Raw genomic sequence first — 20,858 nt, 5'->3', positions numbered from 1 at the left:
ACTACTGTATAGTATGACAGCCCGATAAATTTGTGTTTAATAATTCAGGGAAAATTAAAAAGGGGCAAATACATAGGTACACTCAATTAGGTAAGAGCATACAATTTTTCAAGGAGTGGTCTGAAAAATGTGAGGAGGAGAATGATGATAAATGGTAATAAGTTCTATTCACGTAAACCTGAGTATGCTTCTAAAAAAAGTATCTCAAACAGGGGTGCTTTTAAAAAGAAGGTAGTAGGAAAAAAAGAAGGGTCAGAGGAAAGTTGTTGTCAGAAGAAGTTTTTTACGAAAGATGAAAGAGGATAAATCTAAAAAAAGCTATCCAAATCTTTTAGATGGGGATAGCTTTTTATATGGTTATTCATGATTTTGACTTTTTATATTTTCTTCAAACCATTTATGAGAGCTGCTGCTGTTTGAATGATTTATAGGGCTGGAATGACTGATATCTTCACTAGAACGTTTCTCTTTAATTAACAAATTATTGGAGTCCTCAAGCTTTTTTTCAACAGTTAATAATTTCTCTTCTAATAATATGATTTTCTGTTCGGCTTCTCCTAACTTATTTTTTAATGAATTTATCTCCTTATTGTATAAGGATTCTTTCTCAAATAATTCATTATTATTTAGCTGAATTTCGTTTTCTAAATTCTCCTTATCTTTCTTTAATTGATCAATTAAATTGTAGTAATAATCGTTTTTGTACTTTTCTACTTGCAGTTTGTATTTTTTTAATTCAGATTGAGTATAAATTAACCTTTGTTGTAATTGTACAGGTGTTAATCTCAAATAGGTATCTTGTTTCACAACATCCCCTCCTTATATATGTAATTTCTATGCAGTGAAACTATAAAAATGAAACTTTTATTGTGTTATCTAGTTAAACATACAGTCAATAAACAATCAGAATAAATAATATAAAAAATGAAATGAGAGGAGGTACCATATGTTTTTTAGGGGAAGACATAAATGTAATAAAAAGTCAAAAACAATTTGGAGTTGTAGTAATTCGTATTGCTACGAAAGGTGTGGGAGAAGGGGAAAACGAGGGAAGCAAGGTCCACCCGGTCCACCCGGTCCACCCGGTCCACCTGGGGTTCCTGGGGTTCCCGGGGTTCCCGGAATTCCGGGAATTCCAGGTCCAGCCGGAGAAATCGGTCCAGCGGGAGCAACGGGCCCAGTAGGAGAAATCGGTCCAGCGGGAGCAACGGGCCCAGTAGGGGAAGTCGGTCCAGCGGGAGCAACGGGCCCAGTAGGGGAAGTCGGCCCGGCAGGAGCAACGGGCCCAGTAGGAGCAACCGGCCCAGCAGGAGAAATAGGACCAGCGGGAGCAACAGGTCCAGCGGGAGCAATCGGTCCAGAGGGTCCAGCGGGAGCAACCGGTCCAGCGGGAGCAACCGGTCCAGAGGGTTCAGCGGGAGCAACGGGTCCAGAGGGTCCAGCGGGAGCAACCGGTCCAGAGGGTCCAGTAGGAGCAACAGGTCCAGCAGGTCCTATAGTTACAGAATCTTCTGGCTTCGTGAGTAATATTGGTACACCTATATTAACAGTCATTTCAACAGGTACTGCTGTACCGTTGCCAGATGCCCAGAATTTATCAACGGATATAATTTTAAATGGAGATAGTACAATTTTAACAATACAGCCTGAAGGAAGGTATTATATATCATTTAGTGTAAGGTTAACTGAAGAAGAAATAATTGGGGCTAGGTTAATTGTAAACGGGGATCCTGTAGCTTCAGCCACACTAAATGCAGTGCTGCCTAGAAGTGAACTTAATGGAGAAGCCATTCTTACATTACCTGCTAATTCATCGCTGTCAGTAGAATTATTTGATTATGATGGAGTTGTCTCTCTGCAAAGCGGTGCTGGCGCTACCTTAACGATATTACGTCTAGTATAGAGAGAGAAAAAGGCTTCTGAATATATTCAGAAGCCTTTTTTAAGTGCATGAATAAACCTTTTGCGCAAATCGCATATAGATAAGGGATAAGGGGGAGTGTAAATGAGACAAATTTCATTTTTGCAAGTCGATAGACAATTCCAAAGTATTAAAAATGAAGTAATGATTGCGATTGCAGATGTTATAGATCGAGGTCAATTTATACTAGGGAAAGAAGTAGAGGAGTTTGAAAAAGAGGTCGCAGATTATTTAAAAGTGAATTATGCCGTTAGTGTTGCTAATGGAACAGATGCCTTAGTCTTAGCTTTAAGAGCGTTAAATATAGGGAGTGGTGATGAAGTAATTACTACGCCGTTCACTTTCTTTGCCACGGCAGAAGCTATATCTAGAGTAGGCGCTACGCCTATCTTTATTGATATTGATGAGGATACGTTAAATTTAGACCCGTTCTTGATTGAAAAACACATCACATCCAAAACCAAAGCCATTTTACCGGTACATTTATTTGGTCAAAGCTGTGATCTTAAAAAAATAGGTACTATTGCAAAAAAGTATAACTTATATGTCATAGAAGACGCTTGTCAAGCATTTGGAGCCTCCTATGAAGATAAGAAGATAGGCACAATCGGGGATATCGGATGCTTTTCTTTTTTTCCTACTAAAAACTTCTCTACAATAGGTGATGGGGGACTTGTGGTTTCAAATAATCCTACGATTGCTCAAAAAATAAAAAAGCTTCGACATCACGGATCAACAAAAAAATATTTCCATGATGAGGTTGGGTATAATAGTCGTCTTGATGAACTTCATGCAGCTATATTACGAATCTGTTTGAAAAAAATAGATAGCTGGAACAATAAAAGGATTGAGTTGGCACATTCTTATGAAGATCATCTAAAAGGTTTGAATACTATAAAGCTTCCTTTACAAAAAGACACTGTAAAGTCACATGTGTATCATCTATATTGTGTCGAATGTTATAACCGAAATGAGCTAATGCAATATTTAGGTACTTGTGGCATAGCAAGTGGAATCTATTATCCTCTACCCTTGCATTTACAAGAAGTATATAGAGGTCTTGGATATAAAAAAGGAGATTTACCGATTGCTGAATCAAAAGCAGATCGAGTTTTAGCAATTCCTCTACACCCTTTTCTAAGCAATGAAGAACAACTATATATTGTTAAGGCATTGCAAAAGTTTAAAGATGGTGAAAGTCAATGACTTTAAAAGTAGGATTAATAGGGTGTGGGAGGATTGCTGCAAAACATGTTGATTCAATTAATAAATGTAATGGAATAGAAATTATAGGTTTAAGTGATATAAATCAAAACAACATAGAAAAGTTAAAGAAGCAAGTCCACAAAAACGGATATTTAAGAAGTTTTTTGAATTACAAAGATCTTTTAAGACATGATGACGTAGAATTAATAGTAATTACGTCACCCTCCAATACTCATGCAGAGATTGCAGAAGCAGCTTTGAAAGCAGATAAACATGTTCTAGTGGAGAAGCCTCTTTCATTGAGCCTAGATGATGCAAGGAAGTTAAACGAACTATCATTAAAATATAATAAGCATTTACTGGTTTCACATCAATTGCGTTTTCTGCGAGTAATAACGATGTTAAAAGAGATGATAAATAAACATTCTTTTGGTGATATTTATTATTCAGCAGTTACCATTGAGTTAAACAGATCAGAGGATTATTTCAAAGAGGCAAAATGGAGAGGGACATGGGAACTTGATGGAGGGATGTTGCTAAATCAAGGAATACATTTAATTGATCTTATGGTTTGGTTAATGGGAGACGTTGATTATGTGCACGGCCAGGTCGTTAAAAAGAATTTAATAAAAGAAACAGAAGATGCTGCTATTGGAATTCTATCATTTAGAAATGGGTCTAAGGGAATTATTCAAGCTAATACCATTACCCAACCTAATAATTTGGGTATATCACTCAAAGTATTCGGCGAAAAAGGGACAGTAGCGCTACGTGGGGATAAATTACAAATAAGAGACAGGTGGCATGTATCCAACTCTCAATACAACGAATTAACAAAACAGTTAGGAACCGAAGAGAATGAACATGTGAAAATGTATGAGGCAATATTAAAACTAATGAAAGAGGGGAAGGCTTCAACGAGTTTAGTGAGTGGTGAGACAGCCATTCAATCATTAGAAACGATATTAGCTATCTACAAATCTGCCCTAGATAGTAAACCCATACAATTACCGTTGCTATCTTTTGAGACGACTGATATGAAAAGCAAATATTAGAAAAGGGGCAATGAGATGGAAATTCATCACAGTGTAAAAGTAGGAGAAGGGGTTAAAATTGGAAAGGGAACGGTAATAGAAGAAGGCGTAGTAATAGGTAACCAAGCCGAGATAGGAATGAACTGTATTATCAAAAAAGGTACAAAAATAAATCAAGGTGTAATAATAGGTGATTTGACAATTTTAGGTAAATCTCCAACATCAAACAGGAAAATGGCTAGAAGACCGTCTACCACACTTACGGAGTTAACGATCGCGGATAATGCAAGAATAGGTAGTCATGTAATTATATACAAGGGGACGGTCATTGGCAAAGATACATTTATTGCTGATCAAGTAAGTATTAGAGAAGAAGTGACAATTGGAGAATCAACTGTAATAGGAAGGCAGGCGATGATAGAACCAAAGACAATAATAGGCTCGAATACAACTATTCAAACGGGTTGCTATATTACAGCTGATACCATAATTGAAGACAGGGTATTTATTGGTCCGTGTTGTTCCATGTCTAACGATAAACATATGGCAAGCGGGAAAGGTCTTCATACCGGTCCAGTGATAAGGTCTGGCGCGAAAATAGGAAATAACGCAACGCTTTTGCCTAGCATTATCATTGGAGAGAACGCAATTGTGGGTGCAGGGGCCGTTGTGACGAAGGATGTTAATGAAAAATCTACAGTGGTTGGAAATCCAGCAAGATATTTAAAAAAAGATAGCGACAATTGAGTGCTAGGGTGTAATAGACTAGATCACATCTACTCTTTTTAACATATTATTACTTATGTAAAGGTATGAGAAAAGGGAGAGGATGACGTGAAAACCATAGGGGTAATTGGGTTAGGATATGTAGGGCTGCCCTTAGCATTAATGTTCCATTCAAAGGGCTTTCCTGTAGTGGGTATAGATATAGACCCTGATAAACTGGCTTTGTATCATAAGGGCAGATCATATTTATCTACCATTGAAGATAAAGTAATAACAGAGTTGAAAATGTCAGATAGATTCACATTCAGTGATGACTACTCTCTTATCAATAAAGTTGATGTGATTATTATTTGTGTTCCTACACCGTTATCAGAAAAAGAGGAGCCTGAGTTAGTTTATATTTTTTCAGCATTGTCATCTATGCTGCCATATTTAAAAAAAGATCATTTAATAGTTCTAGAAAGTTCAACATATCCTGGCACAACTGAAGATGAAATTGTCTCGTTTTTACAAAGAAACGGATGGGCTCCTGGTGAAGATATATTAGTGGGTTATTCACCAGAAAGAATTGACCCAGGTAATACAACACATGCACATCAAGATATACCAAAAATAATAAGTGGTATTAATGACCAATCATTGAATGAAATACACGCTGTTTATGAACAAATTTTTAACACATTAATCCCTGTAAGTACACCTAGAGTAGCAGAAATCACAAAATTAGTGGAGAACACACAACGATTTATAAATATCTCATTTATTAATGAGATTAGTAAACTCTGTCATGAGTTAGATATAGACATTTGGGAAGTAATAGCAGCGGCTGGTACTAAGCCTTATGGTTTTACACCTTATTACCCTAGCTCAGGTATTGGAGGGCACTGCATACCAGTTGATCCATTGTATTTAAAGTGGAAAGCCGATCAACACAATTTTAAACTTAATTTTGTTGAAATAGCGAAAAAAGTAAATGATATACAACCTTCTTATATCGTTCAGAGGGTAAACGAATTGATGAAACAAACGAATCAGAGTGAAGCAGGAGGAATCCTTGTAGTAGGGTTGACATATAAACCAAATGTAAATGACTTAAGAGAATCCCGTCCACTTAAAGTTTTTGAATTATTACAAAATCAACATGACCAAGTCTATTTTTATGACCCGTATGTTAAAGAGTTTACTTTGAATGGGGAGGTCCATTCAAGTCAAAATCTTGATCGTCTTGAACATTATGAATTGGTCCTTATTCTAAGTGATCATGACAAAATAAATTATGAAAAGATATTACAATCTGCAAAATTGATATTTGATACAAAAAACTGTTATAAAAAGAATTATCCCAATGTTAAGAGGTTATAAGAGCTGGGAGGGGTAAGCAGTGATTACAATTAGTCTTTGCATGATCGTTAAAAATGAGGAAAAATTATTAAAAAGATGTTTAGAGTCTGTTGTGGACCTTGTAGATGAAATTAATATTATAGATACTGGTTCTACTGATGCTACTATTAAGATTGCAAAAGAATACACTGATAGAGTGTATTCTTATAAATGGAACGGTCATTTTGCTGATGCTAGAAATGAATCATTTAAATATGCTACTAAAGAATATATTTTATACCTTGATGCTGACGATGTTATAAAAGAAGAGGATAGAACTAAATTCAAAAAATTAAAAAATGAGTTGCCTCAAGAAATAGATTCAGTTTCAATGTTCTATCACGCGGGTTTGGATGCATACGGAAATGTAACTCTAAAATATAGAAGAAATCGATTAGTAAAGCGCTCTAAACAGTATAGGTGGGTAGGAGATGTTCATAATTATTTAGATGTACATGGGAAAGTTTATAATTCTACTATTGCTATCACCCATCTGAAAGAAAAACATACAGTCAGTAGGAACTTAAATATCTATAAAGAAAAACTGAATCGTGGTGATCAATTTTCTGCCAGAGACTTTTTTTATTATGGTAATGAACTAAGGGAAAATAATTTATATCTTGAAGCCATTCAAGCATATGATAAAAGTATAGAACATGAAAACGGATGGGTTGAAGATAAATTTTATAGCTGCATATTTAAAGCAGATTGTTTAGCACAGATAGGGAAAACTTTAAAACAACGAAACTCCTTATTACAATCTCTAAGGTTTGCTAAAACTCCTAGACCAGAGATGTGTTGCAGGTTAGGTGATGTCTACTTAAAAGAGACAGATTATATTTCAGCAAAATATTGGTATGAATTGTCATTGATTGTTCCTGAAGACTCAAATAAATGGAGTTTTACTTATCCTGCATATTCTACTTGGTATCCGCACTTGCAATTATGTATTTGCAATTTTAAGCTTGGGAAATTTAAGGCTTTCAAAGTTCATAACGAAAAGGCGGCTGCATATGTTCCGCGTCATCCAGCGATAGAACATAATAGAAAGCTGCTTAAGAATATTGCATAATAGTCAGGGCGTCATTTGCCCTGACTAGTTTCACTTTACCCCCATTCACTGTAAAACTGTTCAAGGTACGTTTCCATAAAAGCATGACGCCGAGCAGCTAATTTCATGCCAGTAGTGGTGTTCATTTGATCTTTCAGCTTTAGGAGTTTCTCATAAAAATGGTGTACAGCCGATGATTTCCCGTGACGATATTCCTCTATAGACATTTCATTTCTAACAGGTAATTCTGGGTCATACATAGGCTGTCCTTTATGTCCTGAATACACAAACGTGCGAGCAATACCAACCGCACCTAGTGCATCTAAACGGTCTGCATCTTGCACAATTTTTCCTTCTAATGTGGAGACTGGCTGGCCATTTCCTCCTTTAAAGGATATCGTGGTTATGATAGAAATAATTTGATCGATCGCCTCATCATCTAAACCATTCTCTTTAAACCACTCGGCTATTTTCTTTAAAGCCTCTTTTTCATTTTGAGCAACTTTATCATCAGCTAAGTCATGTACCAATGCAGCAAGAGTGACGATCTCATCGTTTGCGTGTTCTTCTTTAGCGATTTGCTGAGCAGTTCTTGTTACACGTAAAATGTGATACCAGTCATGGCCTGATTCTTCGTTGATCAATTGAGCTTTTACCCATTTTTCCGTTTTTTCTATAATCCCTTTATTCATCTCTTACCTCCAATTAAAGAAGGAATTTTATGTTTCGATTGGATACGAGCCATCTTCTTCACTTCTCTTACAAATCTTGATGGATGAGCTCTTTTACCACGTCTCATAGTCGGTACAGATATGGCTAGAGTATGTTTAGCTCTCGTCATAGCTACATACATTAAACGCCGTTCTTCCTCGAGAGGTTTGTCATCACCTTCACGCCAAGCATCTAATGCGTAATCATGGGGAAGAGAACCTTCATTTGCACCAAGGATATAAACATGCTTATATTCCAGTCCTTTCGCACGGTGAATTGTTAATAATTGTACAGCTGCTCTTTCAGCTGGCATCTTTCTAGCTTCCTCTTGTTTGGCAATCATATGATCCACATGTTGAATAAAAGCTTCTATCGTTTCATGTTGTCTAGCAGCCACTTTTAAATCACGTACATCATCTGACCCGCGATCAAGTTTATTCCCTTCATTTCCCTGCTTTTTAAGATAATCTTTCAAGCCCATCTCTTGTTCAATAAAGGCAATGGCCTCAACGGGTGTCTTCTTTTTGATTTGTTTAAATTGGTCAGGCAGTTTTTGCAGCTTCTTTTGTTGAAAGTTTGGCAGACCGCTTAAGTGAGTAAGCGCCTCTACAAACGTACAATCTTCCGTAATTGTGAGAGCTTTCAAATCTTGAATGACTTGCTGCTTTAAAAATAGAGCTCCAATTAGGTCTTGTATAGCCTGTCCATTATCAGGATTGATGCACAACTGCAAGTAGGCGAGAACTTTACGAACTGCTTTTCTTCGATAAAATGAATCCCCGTCACTTTCGATAGAAAATGGCAGGCTTGAAGTTACCATTCGTTCAAATAAAGCGCGTGACGTCACATTTGTTCGAAACAACACAGCAAAATCACTTGGCTCGGCGCCATTTTTTATTCTGCTTTTAATATCATTCACGATCATTGTTGCTTCCTCTTCCTCGTCATAAGGAAAAAAGAGAACAGGTGCATTCTCATCGGTGTGCTGGGCATGGAGCTGTTTATTAAAGCGAGTTTTATTAGTTGTAATGACATTATTAGCTGATTCAACAATGGGATGGGTAGAACGATAATTTTGATCGAGTACACATACTTTTGCTTCAGGGTAATCGCTTTTGAAATTGAGAATATAATCAGGATCGCTCCCGCGAAAGGCATAGATTGATTGATCATCATCTCCTACCACACAAAGGTTCCGCTTAGTTTCTGTAAGTAAAGTAATTAATTCAACCTGCACCTTATTAATGTCTTGGAACTCATCAATAGAGACATAGGCAAAGCGTTCTTGGTAGCGTTCAAGCAATGCTTGATTTGTTGTTAAGAGATCATAGCAGCCTAACAGCATATCATCAAAATCAAACAAACGTTTACTGGTCCGCATTTGTTCATAACGCTTATATAAGTAAGCCGCGCGCTCTTCCCAGATATCTTTAGGCTTAATTTCGTTGGGGTTTTGCATATGATTTTTCCACCAGCTTATCTGAGTTAGTGCCTGGTCATATGCAAATTCCTTTTCATCTAAGTCGATCTCTCGTCCAGCCTCTTTTATCATCTGGTCTTTTTGCCAATCCCATTTTAATAAATGCTGGCTGTTCCATTTTTCAAAGTCATAATGCATGAGCATTCTGTAAAAGATGCTATGAAAGGTTCCAACTACTAACTGTTGAAGGGCTTGTTTTGTGACCCCAGGATAAATTGTCATTCTTTCTTTCATTTCTTTTGCTGCTTTTGCTGTAAATGTGACTAAGATCATTTGTTTTGGTGAATAATTTTTCTCTGTAAGCATATAGGCAGCTCTAGTCGTTAGTACTCTGGTTTTCCCGCTTCCTGCTCCGGCTAAAATAAGCAGCGGTCCTTCCGTTGTAGTAGCAGCATTCCATTGCTGATCATCTAATAAAATACCTTGTTCTTTAAGGATCGCTCTGTAACCTGTGTATTTTTCATAGCCGCTCTTATGATGAGCGGTGAAAGTAGGAATGGCTTTTATTGGTTCTGGCGGTTTCCACTGGTCTGTTGCAGATGATTCATTGCCAGAAGAAGAAATCTCTCTTCTGACAGGCATTTTAAAACCGTTGAGAGAAGCTGTTTCTGTACGATCGCTTTGTTTCTTTTGAGTCTCTCGCTCATAGGCTGCTACTTCTTTAAGACAATCAAGAGAAGTAGGCGGGTGAATAAAAAAGGGTGCCTCATGAATGCCGATGTTGATGCGCAAAGGCTCCCCGCAATGCATACAAGTTAGTTCTTGTCGAATACTAGCATTATACATTTGTTGCCATTGGCTGCGTTCGATTGAAGACAGCTGAATGACTTTTTGTTTATATAAGGCTGTTTTCACATCAAAGCCTCCTTACTTCATTAACCAAATTCAATCATATTGATTTATTTAAACTGTCGTTACATTTTGTTTCACGTTGTAAACCACTTTTCTATCCTAGCAGATTTAAGAGGAGAGTTGGACTTTTTTTAATAAAGGAAAATAAGTTATTAAAAGGAGGAATTTATATGATTGCATTCTTTTCAGCAGGAGTAATCGTCACCTTGTTATCTATTTTATTGTTTGGGTATCATTGGCTTTTGAATCAGGAGTTTTTGTTTGGAGCTTTTATCGCTTCTCTTGTTGGGCTGAATTTTATCTTTATCGCATATATCCAATATAGACAAATGAAAGAAGACGGTGGTTTATAGGGTATTAAGCAGGGAATAGAATACTACATTGATTGAGTAGATTAAATTGAGTAGATTAAATTGAGTAGATTATATACAAAAGGAGAATGAACTTTTGAAGAAACAAAGAGTAGGTATATGTGAACTGTGTGAGAGAGACAACGTGCAGCTTACGGTTCATCACCTGACTCCAAGGGAGGAGGGGGGAGCACATTTAGAAACGGCATTACTGTGCATCCCTTGTCATAAACAAATTCATGCCATCTATACAAATGAAGAATTGGCTATTAGGCTTGATACAATCCCCCGTTTAAAAGATGATGAGCAAATAAAAAAATACATCGAATGGATACGTAAGCAGCCTTCCCAAACGTTAATTAAAACGAAAAAATCAAAAGAGAAGCGTTCAAAATCATCAAGGTTTTGAACGCTTTTTAATAACTGTTATTGGAAGAGCATGTGTTGGATTAGAATGATTTAAGTTTTCGGCATTTTCCTTGTTGGAACGTTGAATTAAATTTGATGTGCAGTGTGGGCACCTACGGGCTTTATAGGCAATTGATTTGAAACAATAAGAACATAACTTTGTTTTCATATCGATTAACGGATCTTCATCTGGCCTTCTGATTCTGTTCATCTGCCTGACAAATAAAAATAAGATGAAAGCTACGATGGCAAAGTGAACAATGTGATTTAAGAACATACCATATTTAAGCATGGGAATTCCGGCAGCTTCAGCCTCGGCGAATGAATTAAAGCGACGGTCTGATAAATTAAGGTATAGATTAGAAAAATCAACTTGTCCGAACAGTACACTAAAAGGAGGCATGATCACATCTTCAACAAAAGATTCTACAATTTTTGCAAATGTCGTGCCGATAATGACCCCAACACTCATATCAATCACATTTCCGCGTACAGCGAATTCTTTAAATTCTTGTAAAATATTCATTGTCACCACCTGCAATTATAAGGTTGTTCTATACAAACCTATGCATAAGTCATGAACAAATGATAAAAAAGTGGACATGAATGCTTCATGTCCACTTAGTAGATATACTGGGCTAGCTGGATTCGAACCAGCGAATAACGGAGTCAAAGTCCGGTGCCTTACCACTTGGCTATAGCCCATCGCTCTGTACTTATAGAGTAACCTGATTATGTTCGTTTATTCATTTTTATTGCAGGATTTTTAAAAATAATATCGAATAACCGTTCTTATCGAAAGAATAATCATATTGAATCACCTTTGAATGACGTTCCTTATAATTGTTCTTTTTACATTGATCTTTTAAATCGAGAGGAGAGAGAGATTTGTATGATGTAGAAAAAATAAGTATGACTATGTTTGAAGAAGCAGTAAGTGTACATGCCACCGACATCCATTTAGTCCCTCTAGAACGTGAATGGCTCATTCAGTTTAGAATGAATGGTACCTTGTACGATTATAAATCGATTCCTCTTTTGTTAGGTGAGAGAGTGCTTGGGCACTTAAAGTATCATTGCGGCATGGATATAGGAGAAAGGCGTTTTCCTCAAAGCAATGCGATGACTATTGTTGTAAAAAAAGAAAAAATTGATCTCAGACTATCAACCCTCCCTACACGTTCTAAAGAAAGTTTAGCTGTGCGGCTATTACCTCAAAAGCGAAAAAAAGAATTAATACATCTCCCGATCCTTTCATCGAATGTTCACCAACTCCAACATATCACTACTCTCCGGCAAGGGCTGTGTTTAATTTCAGGACCAACTGGCTCTGGGAAAACGACCACTTTATACGCATGTTTAGAAGAAATCCTCTATACCTCTTCAAAAAAAATTATTACCATAGAAGATCCCGTTGAAAGAACTCTTGATTATCTTGTACAAATTGAAACAAATGATAAGGCAGGTATTACCTTTGATATTGGGTTGAAGGCAGCGTTAAGACATGATCCAGATGTCATTATGATTGGAGAAATTCGAGATGAAAAAACGGCTAAATTAGCCATTCGAGCAGCTTTGACAGGACATCTAGTCAGTATAATAGGCACGTAATAAATTAGTTAAAAATAATATCCGATACTTCAACCGATGTTGGCAATCTTTTTTTAGAGATCTTATCGACTTTGAATTCCTTGACTGTTAGGTGTAATAATTTTTTCTTGTCCTTTGCAGTCAGCTTATTCCATGTATATACCATATCATTGATAAACTGTTTTGAAGGACCTTTTGAGTTATTGTTCATCCCTTGGATAAGTTCTAACTTTTGGTTTAATTCTTCTTCTTTTTGTGTTTCCTCTTGTAATCTTTTGCTAAGGTCTTCATCGGAAATCATATTATTCACCCAAGCATATTGCCATTTAGATCTTCTTTTATTGACATCACTTAACTGTCTTCTGATGAGCTTTTGCTCATCTAACTCTGTATTAAGATCTGTACCTTGTATCTTTTTAATATTTTTAGAAAAGTCCCAAATCGATAATATTTTATGGAATTGTTCTTCGAGAAAACTGTCTGTAATAGTAGGTTGATCACACATTCCTCTTCTTACATTGGAACATTTATAAGACTTCGAAAGATATGTTTTATCGCCTTTTACTTTTTTAGAAGTTTTGCCAAACAAAGGAGCTCCGCATCTTTTACACTTTGCAATGCCGCTAAAAACATAATCGCTATTTGCGGCCCGGGGATGTAATTGGGCTCTTGTGTTTCTTATCTCTTGTACGGTCTCATATAAGTCTTTATCAATAATTGGAGGGATAGCATCCTCGACTTCAAAGTAATTTTCCTTATTTGTTCTGAAGTTATATCTCATCGTACCTATATAGGCAGGGTTTGTAAGGATGTATCTGATGGATCCTTGATGCCAGTTTGAATTTGATTTGGTTTTGGTCCCATTATCGTTAAGGTCCGTCACAATTTGATTCATACCTCTGCCCTTTAAATATTGGTCGAAAATATATTTTACTGTATTCGCTTCACCGTCATTTATCTTTAGGTAGCCATTTTCTATATCGTATCCGTAGGGTGGCGTGCTTAAAGCCCACTTACCTTCTTTAGCCTTTTGTTCCAGGCCAAATCTTACACGTTCACCTAAATTCTCTCTTTCCCACTGAGCAAGGCTGGCAATGATCGTCACGAACAGTCTTCCTGTGGCGGTAGTGGTGTCATACACCTCTGTAGCAGATTTGAATTTAATATCATGCTTTTCAAATTTTTTAATCATTTCATAAAGGTCTAACACTGAGCGGGTAAGTCGATCTAATCTATAAACAAGGACGCAATCAAAAGCGCCCTCTTCCATATTGTTTAATAAACGTTGCAGCTCAGGACGGTTCATATCCTTTGCGCTCAAACCCTCATCAACGTAGAACTGTACTATTTCCCATTCTTGAGATAACGCATATGCTTCTAACTTTTTTCTTTGAGCTTTTATAGAGTATCCTTCTTGCGCTTGTTCCTGTGTAGATACTCGAATATAAACAGCAACTCTCAAATGTACCACCTCATCTAATCTAAAACTACAGAGTAACCAATGACCTTTGCATATATTTGTAAATCTCTACAAGTAGTAGAGTCGATAGCGAGCTCTCTAAAACGTCTGTTAGTTGATTCAGGGCTAAAGATAAGAGATCCGTCTTCTGGATCTTTCCAAAAACGTTTCATGCTATATTCTCCGTCGTGACTGAAAATTAAAATGTCGTTATCTTGGATTGCTGTAAATTCAATCGGCTTACATATAACTAATGAGCCATCTGGGATAATTCGATTCATGCTATCTCCATTAACTCTCATGGTAAATAAATCTTTTGAATGACTATATTTGCCTAGCATTTCCACAGGTACTTTGATGTGTTTAAGGTTTTCTTCTGTAATTCCTTCTATTGTGGCAAGTGCTCCTGCTGCTACACTGCCGTATAAAGGAAGCTCAACGTGTTGAATATTGTAGTGATTAATAGGTTCTGCTACCTGGTCCAGAGCTTTATTTTCTGTATAGTCTTCAAAGAATTCATTAATTTCTACATTGAATCTTTTAGAGATCATAACGATCTTGTCCATTAGAGGTCTATTTGAATCTCTTTCCCATGCGGAAACAGCTGTAGGGGCAACACCTAGTATTTTAGCGAATTCACTTTGAGTTAATTTATTTGAAGTTCTTATTGATTTAATTAGTTTTCCTACGGTCATATTAAACCCTCCTCGGTTAATTTAATAATACATTAAAACTGTAGAAAAGTACAGATTTTCTGTGAAAAAAGTATCTATTTGTGACATTTTTACAGTTTTTCTGTATTAATCGCTTGTAACTACAGAAAAACTGTAGTAAAGTTCTATTCAACGGAGGTGATCAACTTGAAGTACACTCTTAAACAAGCCCGAATTTTAGGTGGCTTGAATCAGGTAGAAATGGCTAACAAATTGGGCATGTCTGAGAAAACTTACATTCAGTATGAAAAATACCGTAAGGTATTGAGGATGGATCACGCCTTTACCTTTGTTCAGGAAACATCGGTTGCTTTTGATGAGATAATTTTTTTTGAAGGTCAAGTACAGAAAATCTGTAGTTAGAAGGGAAGGGTTGCTATGGAAAAAGAAAAAAGAACGCAGCCTTCCGATGAAGCACAAATGAGGGCGATTAGATTTCTTCTCACCTGTGAATATGCAATGACTGAAGATGAAGAAAAATCAACTGTTCCATGTGAGAAAGAATGAGTGCCGACGTATAAAGTGTGTTCAATATAGGTTGGTAAAATACAAGAGCAACCATATGAACTCTCGCAGAAGAGAGTTATCTTTTTACCCTAGTTGCGAAATTTGACTGCATATGAAGTCGAACCAAATCTAATAAAAGAAAGTGGGAACAAACCATGTCATTAAAATCTATTGTTCTATCAAATCCAACAGAAAAGCATTACTTCATGTTATTAAATATCGAATCGATCTTGGTACAGACAGCTGAGCACTATAAAGAAAAAGGATATAAGGAAGATCTGATTGAGGTGCTTGAAGCGAAAAAGAAAACACGTATCTTGCGAATTTGTACAAAGGCAGCACTGCAGCTGAAAGAGGCAAAAGAAAAAGCCGAAAGCGCAGCAACGCAATCGGCATAAGGATAAATCCCATGACAACGTAATACTATCATACTTTCAAATTCGAAACTAGGGTTTTCCCTAGTCTAGTGGGAATAGCCAGCCACAGCTGATGAGATAGGCTATGTTAATTGATGCGCTGTAGTGGAGCAGCCAATGAAAAACCACGTTGATCATTTAAGCGCTCAACAGGGAGCCAATGAACCTGAAAGATGAAGGGAGAGTATATGAAATGAATGTACAAGAATTACGTGATTTAGCTGCAGAAGGGTATGAAGCTCAGGTTGACAAAACCATCAAAGGTTTAGAAGAAGTGATGTGGGAGCATGCGAGATTAGGAGACACCATGATCTATATCATGAACACTCCTTTCCACAATTATGGTTACTTACTGAATCGTATGCCTAAAGACCGTGTGGATCTTATTCAATCTCACTTTGAAGATCTCGGTTTTGAAATCAAAATCACATTAAGTAGTGAAGGTCGAATAGAATCACTCTATATATCTTGGGGGCTTTCAAATGAAAGCAAAGAGTAAATTAATAATTCAGGCTGGAAAGCTTCTTGATAAGCACTGCAAGGGTTGTGAATTAATTAAAGATTTGAGGAGAGGTGACGACCGTAATCGCTTTTGCCTTTCTAATTGTGAAGTTTATAAAGAGCTAAGAGAAATTGGAAATGAGCTCGAAGGAAGTAATGTAACAATTGCAAGAGAATGGAGCAAAGACGAGGTTTTCTACTTAAAACATCATCGCAAACGTTACACGATTAAGCAGTTAGCAGTACGGTTAGATCACACTGAAGAATCGGTGAAGTGGAAACTCAAAAGCATAACTTAGACCTCATACCTTGGCAGAGGTAGAAGGCCTTTAAAAGATTTAGTCAAATTTAGTTTACCACAAATGGAGGGATAAGATGAACGCTTTACAAAAATTCGAAATGGAAGAGCTAGAAGGTGTTGAGTTAACTGAGGAAACAAAGGATCGATTTAAGATAAATGATCTTGATCAGCTAAACTGGGCTTTCCGTAAGTACAATGCACTGTTGGAAGAAAAAAAGAAGAAAGAGCAACTAGCAGCTGCTGAAATTGAGCGGATTACAATGTGGATAAATGAAGAGAAAAAGCCGATTGAAGACTCACTTCAGTTCTTCGAATTTCTAATTAAAGAGTATCACCAAGAACAACTTGTAGCTGATCCTAAAGCAAAGACGATTAGCACTCCATACGGTAAATCGAAAAGTAGAGCTGTCAAAGAAGCTCCAAAGCAAGTGAATAAAGACTTTGTTCTAGATTATGTTAAATCTAACAATCTAACAGATTTCATTAAGGAAGAAGTTAAGTGGGCTGACCTGAAAAAGACGTTGAAGATTGCAGATGTTCGCGGTAAAAAGATTGTCCTTAACGAAGATGGACAAGTAGTGCCAGGTGTTGAAGTAACTGAAGCTAATACATCTTTTAAAGTTGAGGTGTAATTATGCAAATAGTAAGCGCAAAGGAATTGTCTCATAATCAAGCAACGTATCTGATTTATGGCCCTCCTGGTATGGGCAAGACATCATCAATCAAATCTTTTCCCGGTAAGACATTAGTTCTTGATGTGGATAGGACAACTAAGGTGCTTAAAGGGGAAGAAAACATTGATATTGTTTATGTCAGTAATACTGATACCTGGGATGAATGGCAGAAAATCATTATGGAGCTTGAAGAAAAATATAGAGGCAAATACAACAATATTGTTGTGGACAACATTAGCGAGTTAGAACGATGCTTGCTTTCTGATCTAGGGAGCAAGGGGAAAAATAAAGGTGTTCCATCACAAGGTGACTACCAGTATATGCAGTTTCGAATAGTCAATAGCTTGCGATACTTAAAGAACCTTGGCGCGAATTTGATCTGGACTGCTTGGGAAACGGATGATCTATTTACTGATAGTAGTGGCCATCAATACAATCGCAGTTACCCACAAATTAATAAAAAGATTATGAACAATGTACTTGGTTTATGCGATGTTGTTGGCAGAATCCTGATTAAAGAGGACGGAGAACGAGGATTTGTTCTTTCTGCTACAAATAGCACGTATGCAAAAAATCAGTTAGATGACCGAAAAGGTTGTAAGCAAAGTGAACTAATCATAAACAAATAGGAGGAATTATACATGTTTAAAATTGATCATTCAAAAGGTGAATATTTCGAAAAGGTAGTACCAGGTGAGTATGAGGCTACACCTGTAAATTATGAGCAAAAAACATCATCAAATGGTACTCAAATGATTGTCTTTGATTATGAGATTCGTAGTGATGTGGAGCAAGCGGCCAAAGGTCAAAAGCTACTATATGACAACTTCGTAGTAAGTGATAACCCTTGGAGATTTCAACAAGCTTCTAAGGCTGCTAAACTTCCAAACGGCAAACAATATGGCAGTTATAAAGAATGGGCAGATGAGTTTTTGAATAAGCCAGTTCGTTTAATTGTAGGAGAGCGTGAATACAATGGTAAAACCTATCCAGAAGTTAAAGGCTTTAAAGAATCACAAGTAGGACAAGCTAACCAAGGTCCAACCATTTCTGATGCAGATGTACCATTTTAAGAACAATCTATAGAGGGGGCTTCATAGCTCCCTTCTTTCAACAAAAGGGGAGTTCAATATGAATTATGATTTCAATCGAATACCGGATGAACTCAAGAACACTCCTCAGTGGATTGTTTGGAAATCGGAGATCAGGAATGATAAGCCAACAAAGGTTCCTTATCAAGCAAACGGCCAGTTTGCGAAATCAAATGATCGTTCATCATGGTCCACATTCAATGAAGCGCAGCATGCTTTTGCTACTGGTAGGTATGACGGAATCGGCTTTATGTTTTCTAAAGAAGATGAATTTATTGGTATTGATCTAGATGATTGTATTGAAGAAGGCGCTTATAATGAGCTTGCAAAAGATATTGTAGACATTGTGGACAGTTATACAGAATTTTCGCCTAGTGGCGAAGGGCTCCATATTATTATCAAAGGTAAATTACCCTTGCGTGGCCCTGGAACAGGAAAGAAGAATCCAGAGTTAGGATTAGAGATCTACCGTCACGGCCGTTACTTCACTTTCACAGGAAGTGTGGTTAGAGATGTTGGTATTCAGGAAAGAACGGACGCTCTAAAAACAGTCTGGTCGAGGTATATAGAGCCGGAAGAGGATAATAGTATCAAATCCTTACCAAAACGCAATTCGTCTAATATAGGTGATCTGACGAATCGTGAGCTATGGGAAAAGATGTTCAACAGTAAAAATGGTGACAACATCAAATCATTATTTGAAGGGGCATTAATAAACCGTGATCACTCATCAACTGACCTGGCTCTATGTAACTACTTGGCATTCTGGACTGACCGAGACTCTATAAAAATGGACAATATGTTTCGTGAGTCTAATCTTTATCGTGAGAAGTGGGATAAAACTCATTCAGGTGATGGATTAACATATGGGCAAATGACTATTGATGCAGCAGTCCGCTCCTGCCCTACAACGATATCCGATTACTCTCAACCAGTATCAAAACCATATGAGATATATATTTCAGATGAAGAACCTCAAAGCGAAAAAGAAGCTAAGAAGAAAGATGAAGCTCCATTCTTTCGTCTGACTGAATTAGGCAATGCAGAACGTCTTGTTTACTACAACGGGGAGAACATTCGATTCTGCGAAGAGCGCGGTTGGTTTATATGGAATGGCAAGCGTTGGGAAGATGATAGTAAACGAAAGATCGAAAAGTTAGCTGCACAAACATTTCGTGCCCTCTATAAAGAATCAGCTGAAGCAGAGAAAGGTCGAAAGAAAGCATTATATGAGTGGGCCCAGAAGTGTGAAAGGCGCGGGATCCGCATGAATAGCATTCTTGATGCTAGACCAATGGTCGCAGTCACCAATGAAGAGTTGGATAATCACTCTTATCTATTTAACTGTGAAAACGGTGTGATTGATCTGAAGACAGGTGAGTTATACCCACATGATAGAAAATACCTCTTCACTAAGATTTCATCTATAGAATATGATCCTTTAGCTGGTTGCCCCAACTGGATTAAGTTCTTAGAAAGCATTTTTAAGAATGATAGTGATGAAACGGATTATGAAGTGATTAACTTCATGCAGAAAGCAATTGGTTACACATTGACAGGAGATATTTCAGAGCAAGTAATGTTCTTCTTATACGGCACCGGCCGGAATGGTAAGAGTACATTTATTAATACAGTACAAACCTTGCTTGGGGCGTATGGGAAGCAAACTAACAGCGATACATTCATTCGTAAGAAGAATGATAATGGAATAAACAACGATATTGCACGACTGGACAAGGCTCGTTTCGTCTCAGCTGTGGAAAGTGAGGAAGGGCAGCAATTGTCCGAGTCATTAGTAAAGCAGATTACTGGTGGGGAAAAGATGATGGCCCGATTCATGAGACAAGAGTTTTTCGAATTTACACCAGAGTTCAAAGTCTTCTTCACCACAAACCACAGACCGATCATCAAGGGTAGTGACGAAGGGATTTGGAGACGCATTTGTCAGGTCCCATTTAAAGTAACAATCCCTAAAGAACAGATTGATCGTAAGCTTCCACAGAAATTAGAAACCGAAATGCCAGGTATTCTCCGTTGGGCGGTGGAAGGTTGCTTGAAGTGGCAGAAGGAAGGGTTGGAGCAGCCGGAGTCGATCAAGAAGGCGACCGATAGTTATCGTGAAGATATGGATATATTAGGACCATTCTTAATGGAAAAGTGTTTAATTAACCCTTTGGCAAAATGTGAAGCAAAAGCTCTTTATGAAGAATATAAGGACTGGTGTTTTGATAATGGTGAAATCGAATTAAAGAACCGAGCTTTTTACAGGGCACTAGAAAGTAGGGGCTTTAAAAAAACAAATGGAGCTAAAAACAGAGTGATATTTGAAGGAATTGGATTAAGGCGTGAAAATCCAGACCTAGTAAAACAGGAGAGGGTTAATGAAGGGGTTAACGAAAAGTTAATTAATTTCGAGAGAGAAAAGTTGTGAAACCTTTGGTACATCAATGTTTTTAACTAGTGGGTTAACGAGGGTTAATTAATTTC

At 37.2% G+C, this 20,858-nt stretch carries 25 protein-coding genes and 1 tRNA gene; 19 read left to right on the top strand and 7 right to left on the bottom strand.

What is annotated here, in order from left to right:
• The first annotated feature begins 144 nt into the window (after positions 1-144).
• Positions 145-306: a hypothetical protein gene (locus A33I_RS20875; protein WP_022628505.1), complete on the top strand. Its 162-nt coding sequence runs from the start codon at positions 145-147 to the stop codon at positions 304-306.
• Between the two features lie 51 nt (positions 307-357).
• On the opposite strand, the gene A33I_RS11155 is transcribed toward A33I_RS20875, so the two are convergent.
• A complete protein-coding gene (locus A33I_RS11155; protein ID WP_022628504.1) occupies positions 358-807 on the bottom strand; it encodes a hypothetical protein in 450 nt (149 codons plus the stop codon).
• Between the two features lie 139 nt (positions 808-946).
• Here A33I_RS11155 and A33I_RS21420 point away from each other — a divergent pair, with 139 nt between their 5' ends.
• The 6 genes from A33I_RS21420 (at position 947) to A33I_RS11125 (ending at position 7,339) form a co-directional block, all read left to right on the top strand.
• A complete protein-coding gene (locus A33I_RS21420; RefSeq protein ID WP_022628503.1) occupies positions 947-1,903 on the top strand; it encodes a BclA C-terminal domain-containing protein in 957 nt (318 codons plus the stop codon).
• Positions 1,904-2,005: 102 nt separating this feature from the next.
• Entirely contained in the window at positions 2,006-3,127 is a 1,122-nt protein-coding gene (locus tag A33I_RS11145; protein WP_022628502.1) for a DegT/DnrJ/EryC1/StrS family aminotransferase, read from the top strand.
• Positions 3,124-4,182 (top strand): Gfo/Idh/MocA family protein, encoded by a 1,059-nt coding sequence (locus tag A33I_RS11140; protein ID WP_022628501.1) that lies wholly within the window; start codon positions 3,124-3,126, stop codon positions 4,180-4,182. Before A33I_RS11145 ends, A33I_RS11140 begins: the two co-directional genes overlap by 4 nt.
• 15 nt (positions 4,183-4,197) lie before the next feature.
• Entirely contained in the window at positions 4,198-4,908 is a 711-nt protein-coding gene (locus tag A33I_RS11135) for an acyltransferase (RefSeq protein WP_022628500.1), read from the top strand.
• Between the two features lie 87 nt (positions 4,909-4,995).
• Positions 4,996-6,249, top strand: a complete 1,254-nt coding sequence (locus A33I_RS11130) for a nucleotide sugar dehydrogenase (RefSeq protein WP_022628499.1) — start codon at positions 4,996-4,998, stop codon at positions 6,247-6,249.
• A gap of 19 nt (positions 6,250-6,268) precedes the next feature.
• The gene (locus tag A33I_RS11125) at positions 6,269-7,339 is read left to right on the top strand and encodes a glycosyltransferase family 2 protein (protein ID WP_022628498.1); all 1,071 of its coding nucleotides are present in this window, start codon (positions 6,269-6,271) and stop codon (positions 7,337-7,339) included.
• Between the two features lie 35 nt (positions 7,340-7,374).
• Here A33I_RS11125 and A33I_RS11120 read toward each other — a convergent pair whose 3' ends face one another.
• Together A33I_RS11120 and A33I_RS11115 are read right to left on the bottom strand one after the other, a co-directional pair.
• Positions 7,375-8,010: an HD domain-containing protein gene (locus tag A33I_RS11120; RefSeq protein ID WP_022628497.1), complete on the bottom strand. Its 636-nt coding sequence runs from the start codon at positions 8,008-8,010 to the stop codon at positions 7,375-7,377.
• Entirely contained in the window at positions 8,007-10,364 is a 2,358-nt protein-coding gene (locus A33I_RS11115) for an ATP-dependent helicase (protein WP_022628496.1), read from the bottom strand. The genes A33I_RS11120 and A33I_RS11115 overlap by 4 nt, the downstream gene beginning before the upstream one ends.
• 167 nt (positions 10,365-10,531) lie before the next feature.
• Here A33I_RS11115 and A33I_RS11110 point away from each other — a divergent pair, with 167 nt between their 5' ends.
• A complete protein-coding gene (locus tag A33I_RS11110) occupies positions 10,532-10,714 on the top strand; it encodes a hypothetical protein (RefSeq protein ID WP_012959698.1) in 183 nt (60 codons plus the stop codon).
• A 94-nt stretch (positions 10,715-10,808) separates the two neighbouring features.
• Positions 10,809-11,120 carry an HNH endonuclease gene (locus tag A33I_RS11105; protein WP_022628495.1) on the top strand — a complete coding sequence of 104 codons (312 nt, stop codon included), beginning with the start codon at positions 10,809-10,811 and terminating at the stop codon, positions 11,118-11,120.
• Here the strand turns inward: A33I_RS11105 and mscL are convergent.
• The gene (gene mscL, locus A33I_RS11100) at positions 11,109-11,645 is read right to left on the bottom strand and encodes a large conductance mechanosensitive channel protein MscL (protein WP_022628494.1); all 537 of its coding nucleotides are present in this window, start codon (positions 11,643-11,645) and stop codon (positions 11,109-11,111) included. The genes A33I_RS11105 and mscL overlap by 12 nt on opposite strands.
• A gap of 107 nt (positions 11,646-11,752) precedes the next feature.
• Positions 11,753-11,824 (bottom strand) — tRNA-Gln (locus A33I_RS11095).
• Positions 11,825-12,007: 183 nt separating this feature from the next.
• On the opposite strand from A33I_RS11095, the gene A33I_RS11090 reads away from it, so the two are divergent.
• Positions 12,008-12,730, top strand: coding sequence for an ATPase, T2SS/T4P/T4SS family (locus tag A33I_RS11090; RefSeq protein ID WP_022628493.1), 723 nt, complete (start codon positions 12,008-12,010; stop codon positions 12,728-12,730).
• Positions 12,731-12,734: 4 nt separating this feature from the next.
• On the opposite strand, the gene A33I_RS11085 is transcribed toward A33I_RS11090, so the two are convergent.
• Both A33I_RS11085 and A33I_RS11080 read right to left on the bottom strand, forming a co-directional pair.
• Positions 12,735-14,171, bottom strand: coding sequence for a recombinase family protein (locus tag A33I_RS11085; protein WP_022628492.1), 1,437 nt, complete (start codon positions 14,169-14,171; stop codon positions 12,735-12,737).
• A gap of 14 nt (positions 14,172-14,185) precedes the next feature.
• Positions 14,186-14,863, bottom strand: a complete 678-nt coding sequence (locus tag A33I_RS11080) for a LexA family protein (protein ID WP_031311572.1) — start codon at positions 14,861-14,863, stop codon at positions 14,186-14,188.
• A 165-nt stretch (positions 14,864-15,028) separates the two neighbouring features.
• Between A33I_RS11080 and A33I_RS11075 the strand changes: the two genes are divergently transcribed.
• The 9 genes from A33I_RS11075 (at position 15,029) to A33I_RS11040 (ending at position 20,802) form a co-directional block, all read left to right on the top strand.
• The gene (locus A33I_RS11075; RefSeq protein WP_022628491.1) at positions 15,029-15,244 is read left to right on the top strand and encodes a helix-turn-helix transcriptional regulator; all 216 of its coding nucleotides are present in this window, start codon (positions 15,029-15,031) and stop codon (positions 15,242-15,244) included.
• 15 nt (positions 15,245-15,259) lie between these two features.
• On the top strand, positions 15,260-15,388 hold the full coding sequence (locus A33I_RS21415) for a hypothetical protein (protein ID WP_022628490.1): 129 nt from the start codon (positions 15,260-15,262) through the stop codon (positions 15,386-15,388).
• 155 nt (positions 15,389-15,543) lie between these two features.
• Complete coding sequence (locus A33I_RS11070; RefSeq protein ID WP_022628489.1) at positions 15,544-15,786, top strand: hypothetical protein; 243 nt, start codon at positions 15,544-15,546, stop codon at positions 15,784-15,786.
• Between the two features lie 211 nt (positions 15,787-15,997).
• Positions 15,998-16,303, top strand: coding sequence for a hypothetical protein (locus A33I_RS11065; protein ID WP_152976468.1), 306 nt, complete (start codon positions 15,998-16,000; stop codon positions 16,301-16,303).
• Complete coding sequence (locus A33I_RS11060; RefSeq protein WP_022628487.1) at positions 16,287-16,604, top strand: zinc-finger domain-containing protein; 318 nt, start codon at positions 16,287-16,289, stop codon at positions 16,602-16,604. Before A33I_RS11065 ends, A33I_RS11060 begins: the two co-directional genes overlap by 17 nt.
• Before the next feature lie 76 nt (positions 16,605-16,680).
• Entirely contained in the window at positions 16,681-17,238 is a 558-nt protein-coding gene (locus A33I_RS11055; RefSeq protein ID WP_022628486.1) for a host-nuclease inhibitor Gam family protein, read from the top strand.
• A gap of 2 nt (positions 17,239-17,240) precedes the next feature.
• On the top strand, positions 17,241-17,909 hold the full coding sequence (locus A33I_RS11050; protein WP_022628485.1) for an AAA family ATPase: 669 nt from the start codon (positions 17,241-17,243) through the stop codon (positions 17,907-17,909).
• A gap of 12 nt (positions 17,910-17,921) precedes the next feature.
• A complete protein-coding gene (locus tag A33I_RS11045; RefSeq protein ID WP_022628484.1) occupies positions 17,922-18,353 on the top strand; it encodes a DUF669 domain-containing protein in 432 nt (143 codons plus the stop codon).
• Positions 18,354-18,411: 58 nt separating this feature from the next.
• Complete coding sequence (locus A33I_RS11040; RefSeq protein WP_022628483.1) at positions 18,412-20,802, top strand: phage/plasmid primase, P4 family; 2,391 nt, start codon at positions 18,412-18,414, stop codon at positions 20,800-20,802.
• The last annotated feature ends 56 nt before the right edge of the window (positions 20,803-20,858 follow it).

The sequence above is a fragment of the Alkalihalophilus marmarensis DSM 21297 genome (genome assembly GCF_000474275.2).
Lineage (GTDB): Bacteria > Bacillota > Bacilli > Bacillales > Bacillaceae_D > Alkalihalophilus > Alkalihalophilus marmarensis.
This window is presented reverse-complemented; position numbering and strand designations above follow the sequence as displayed.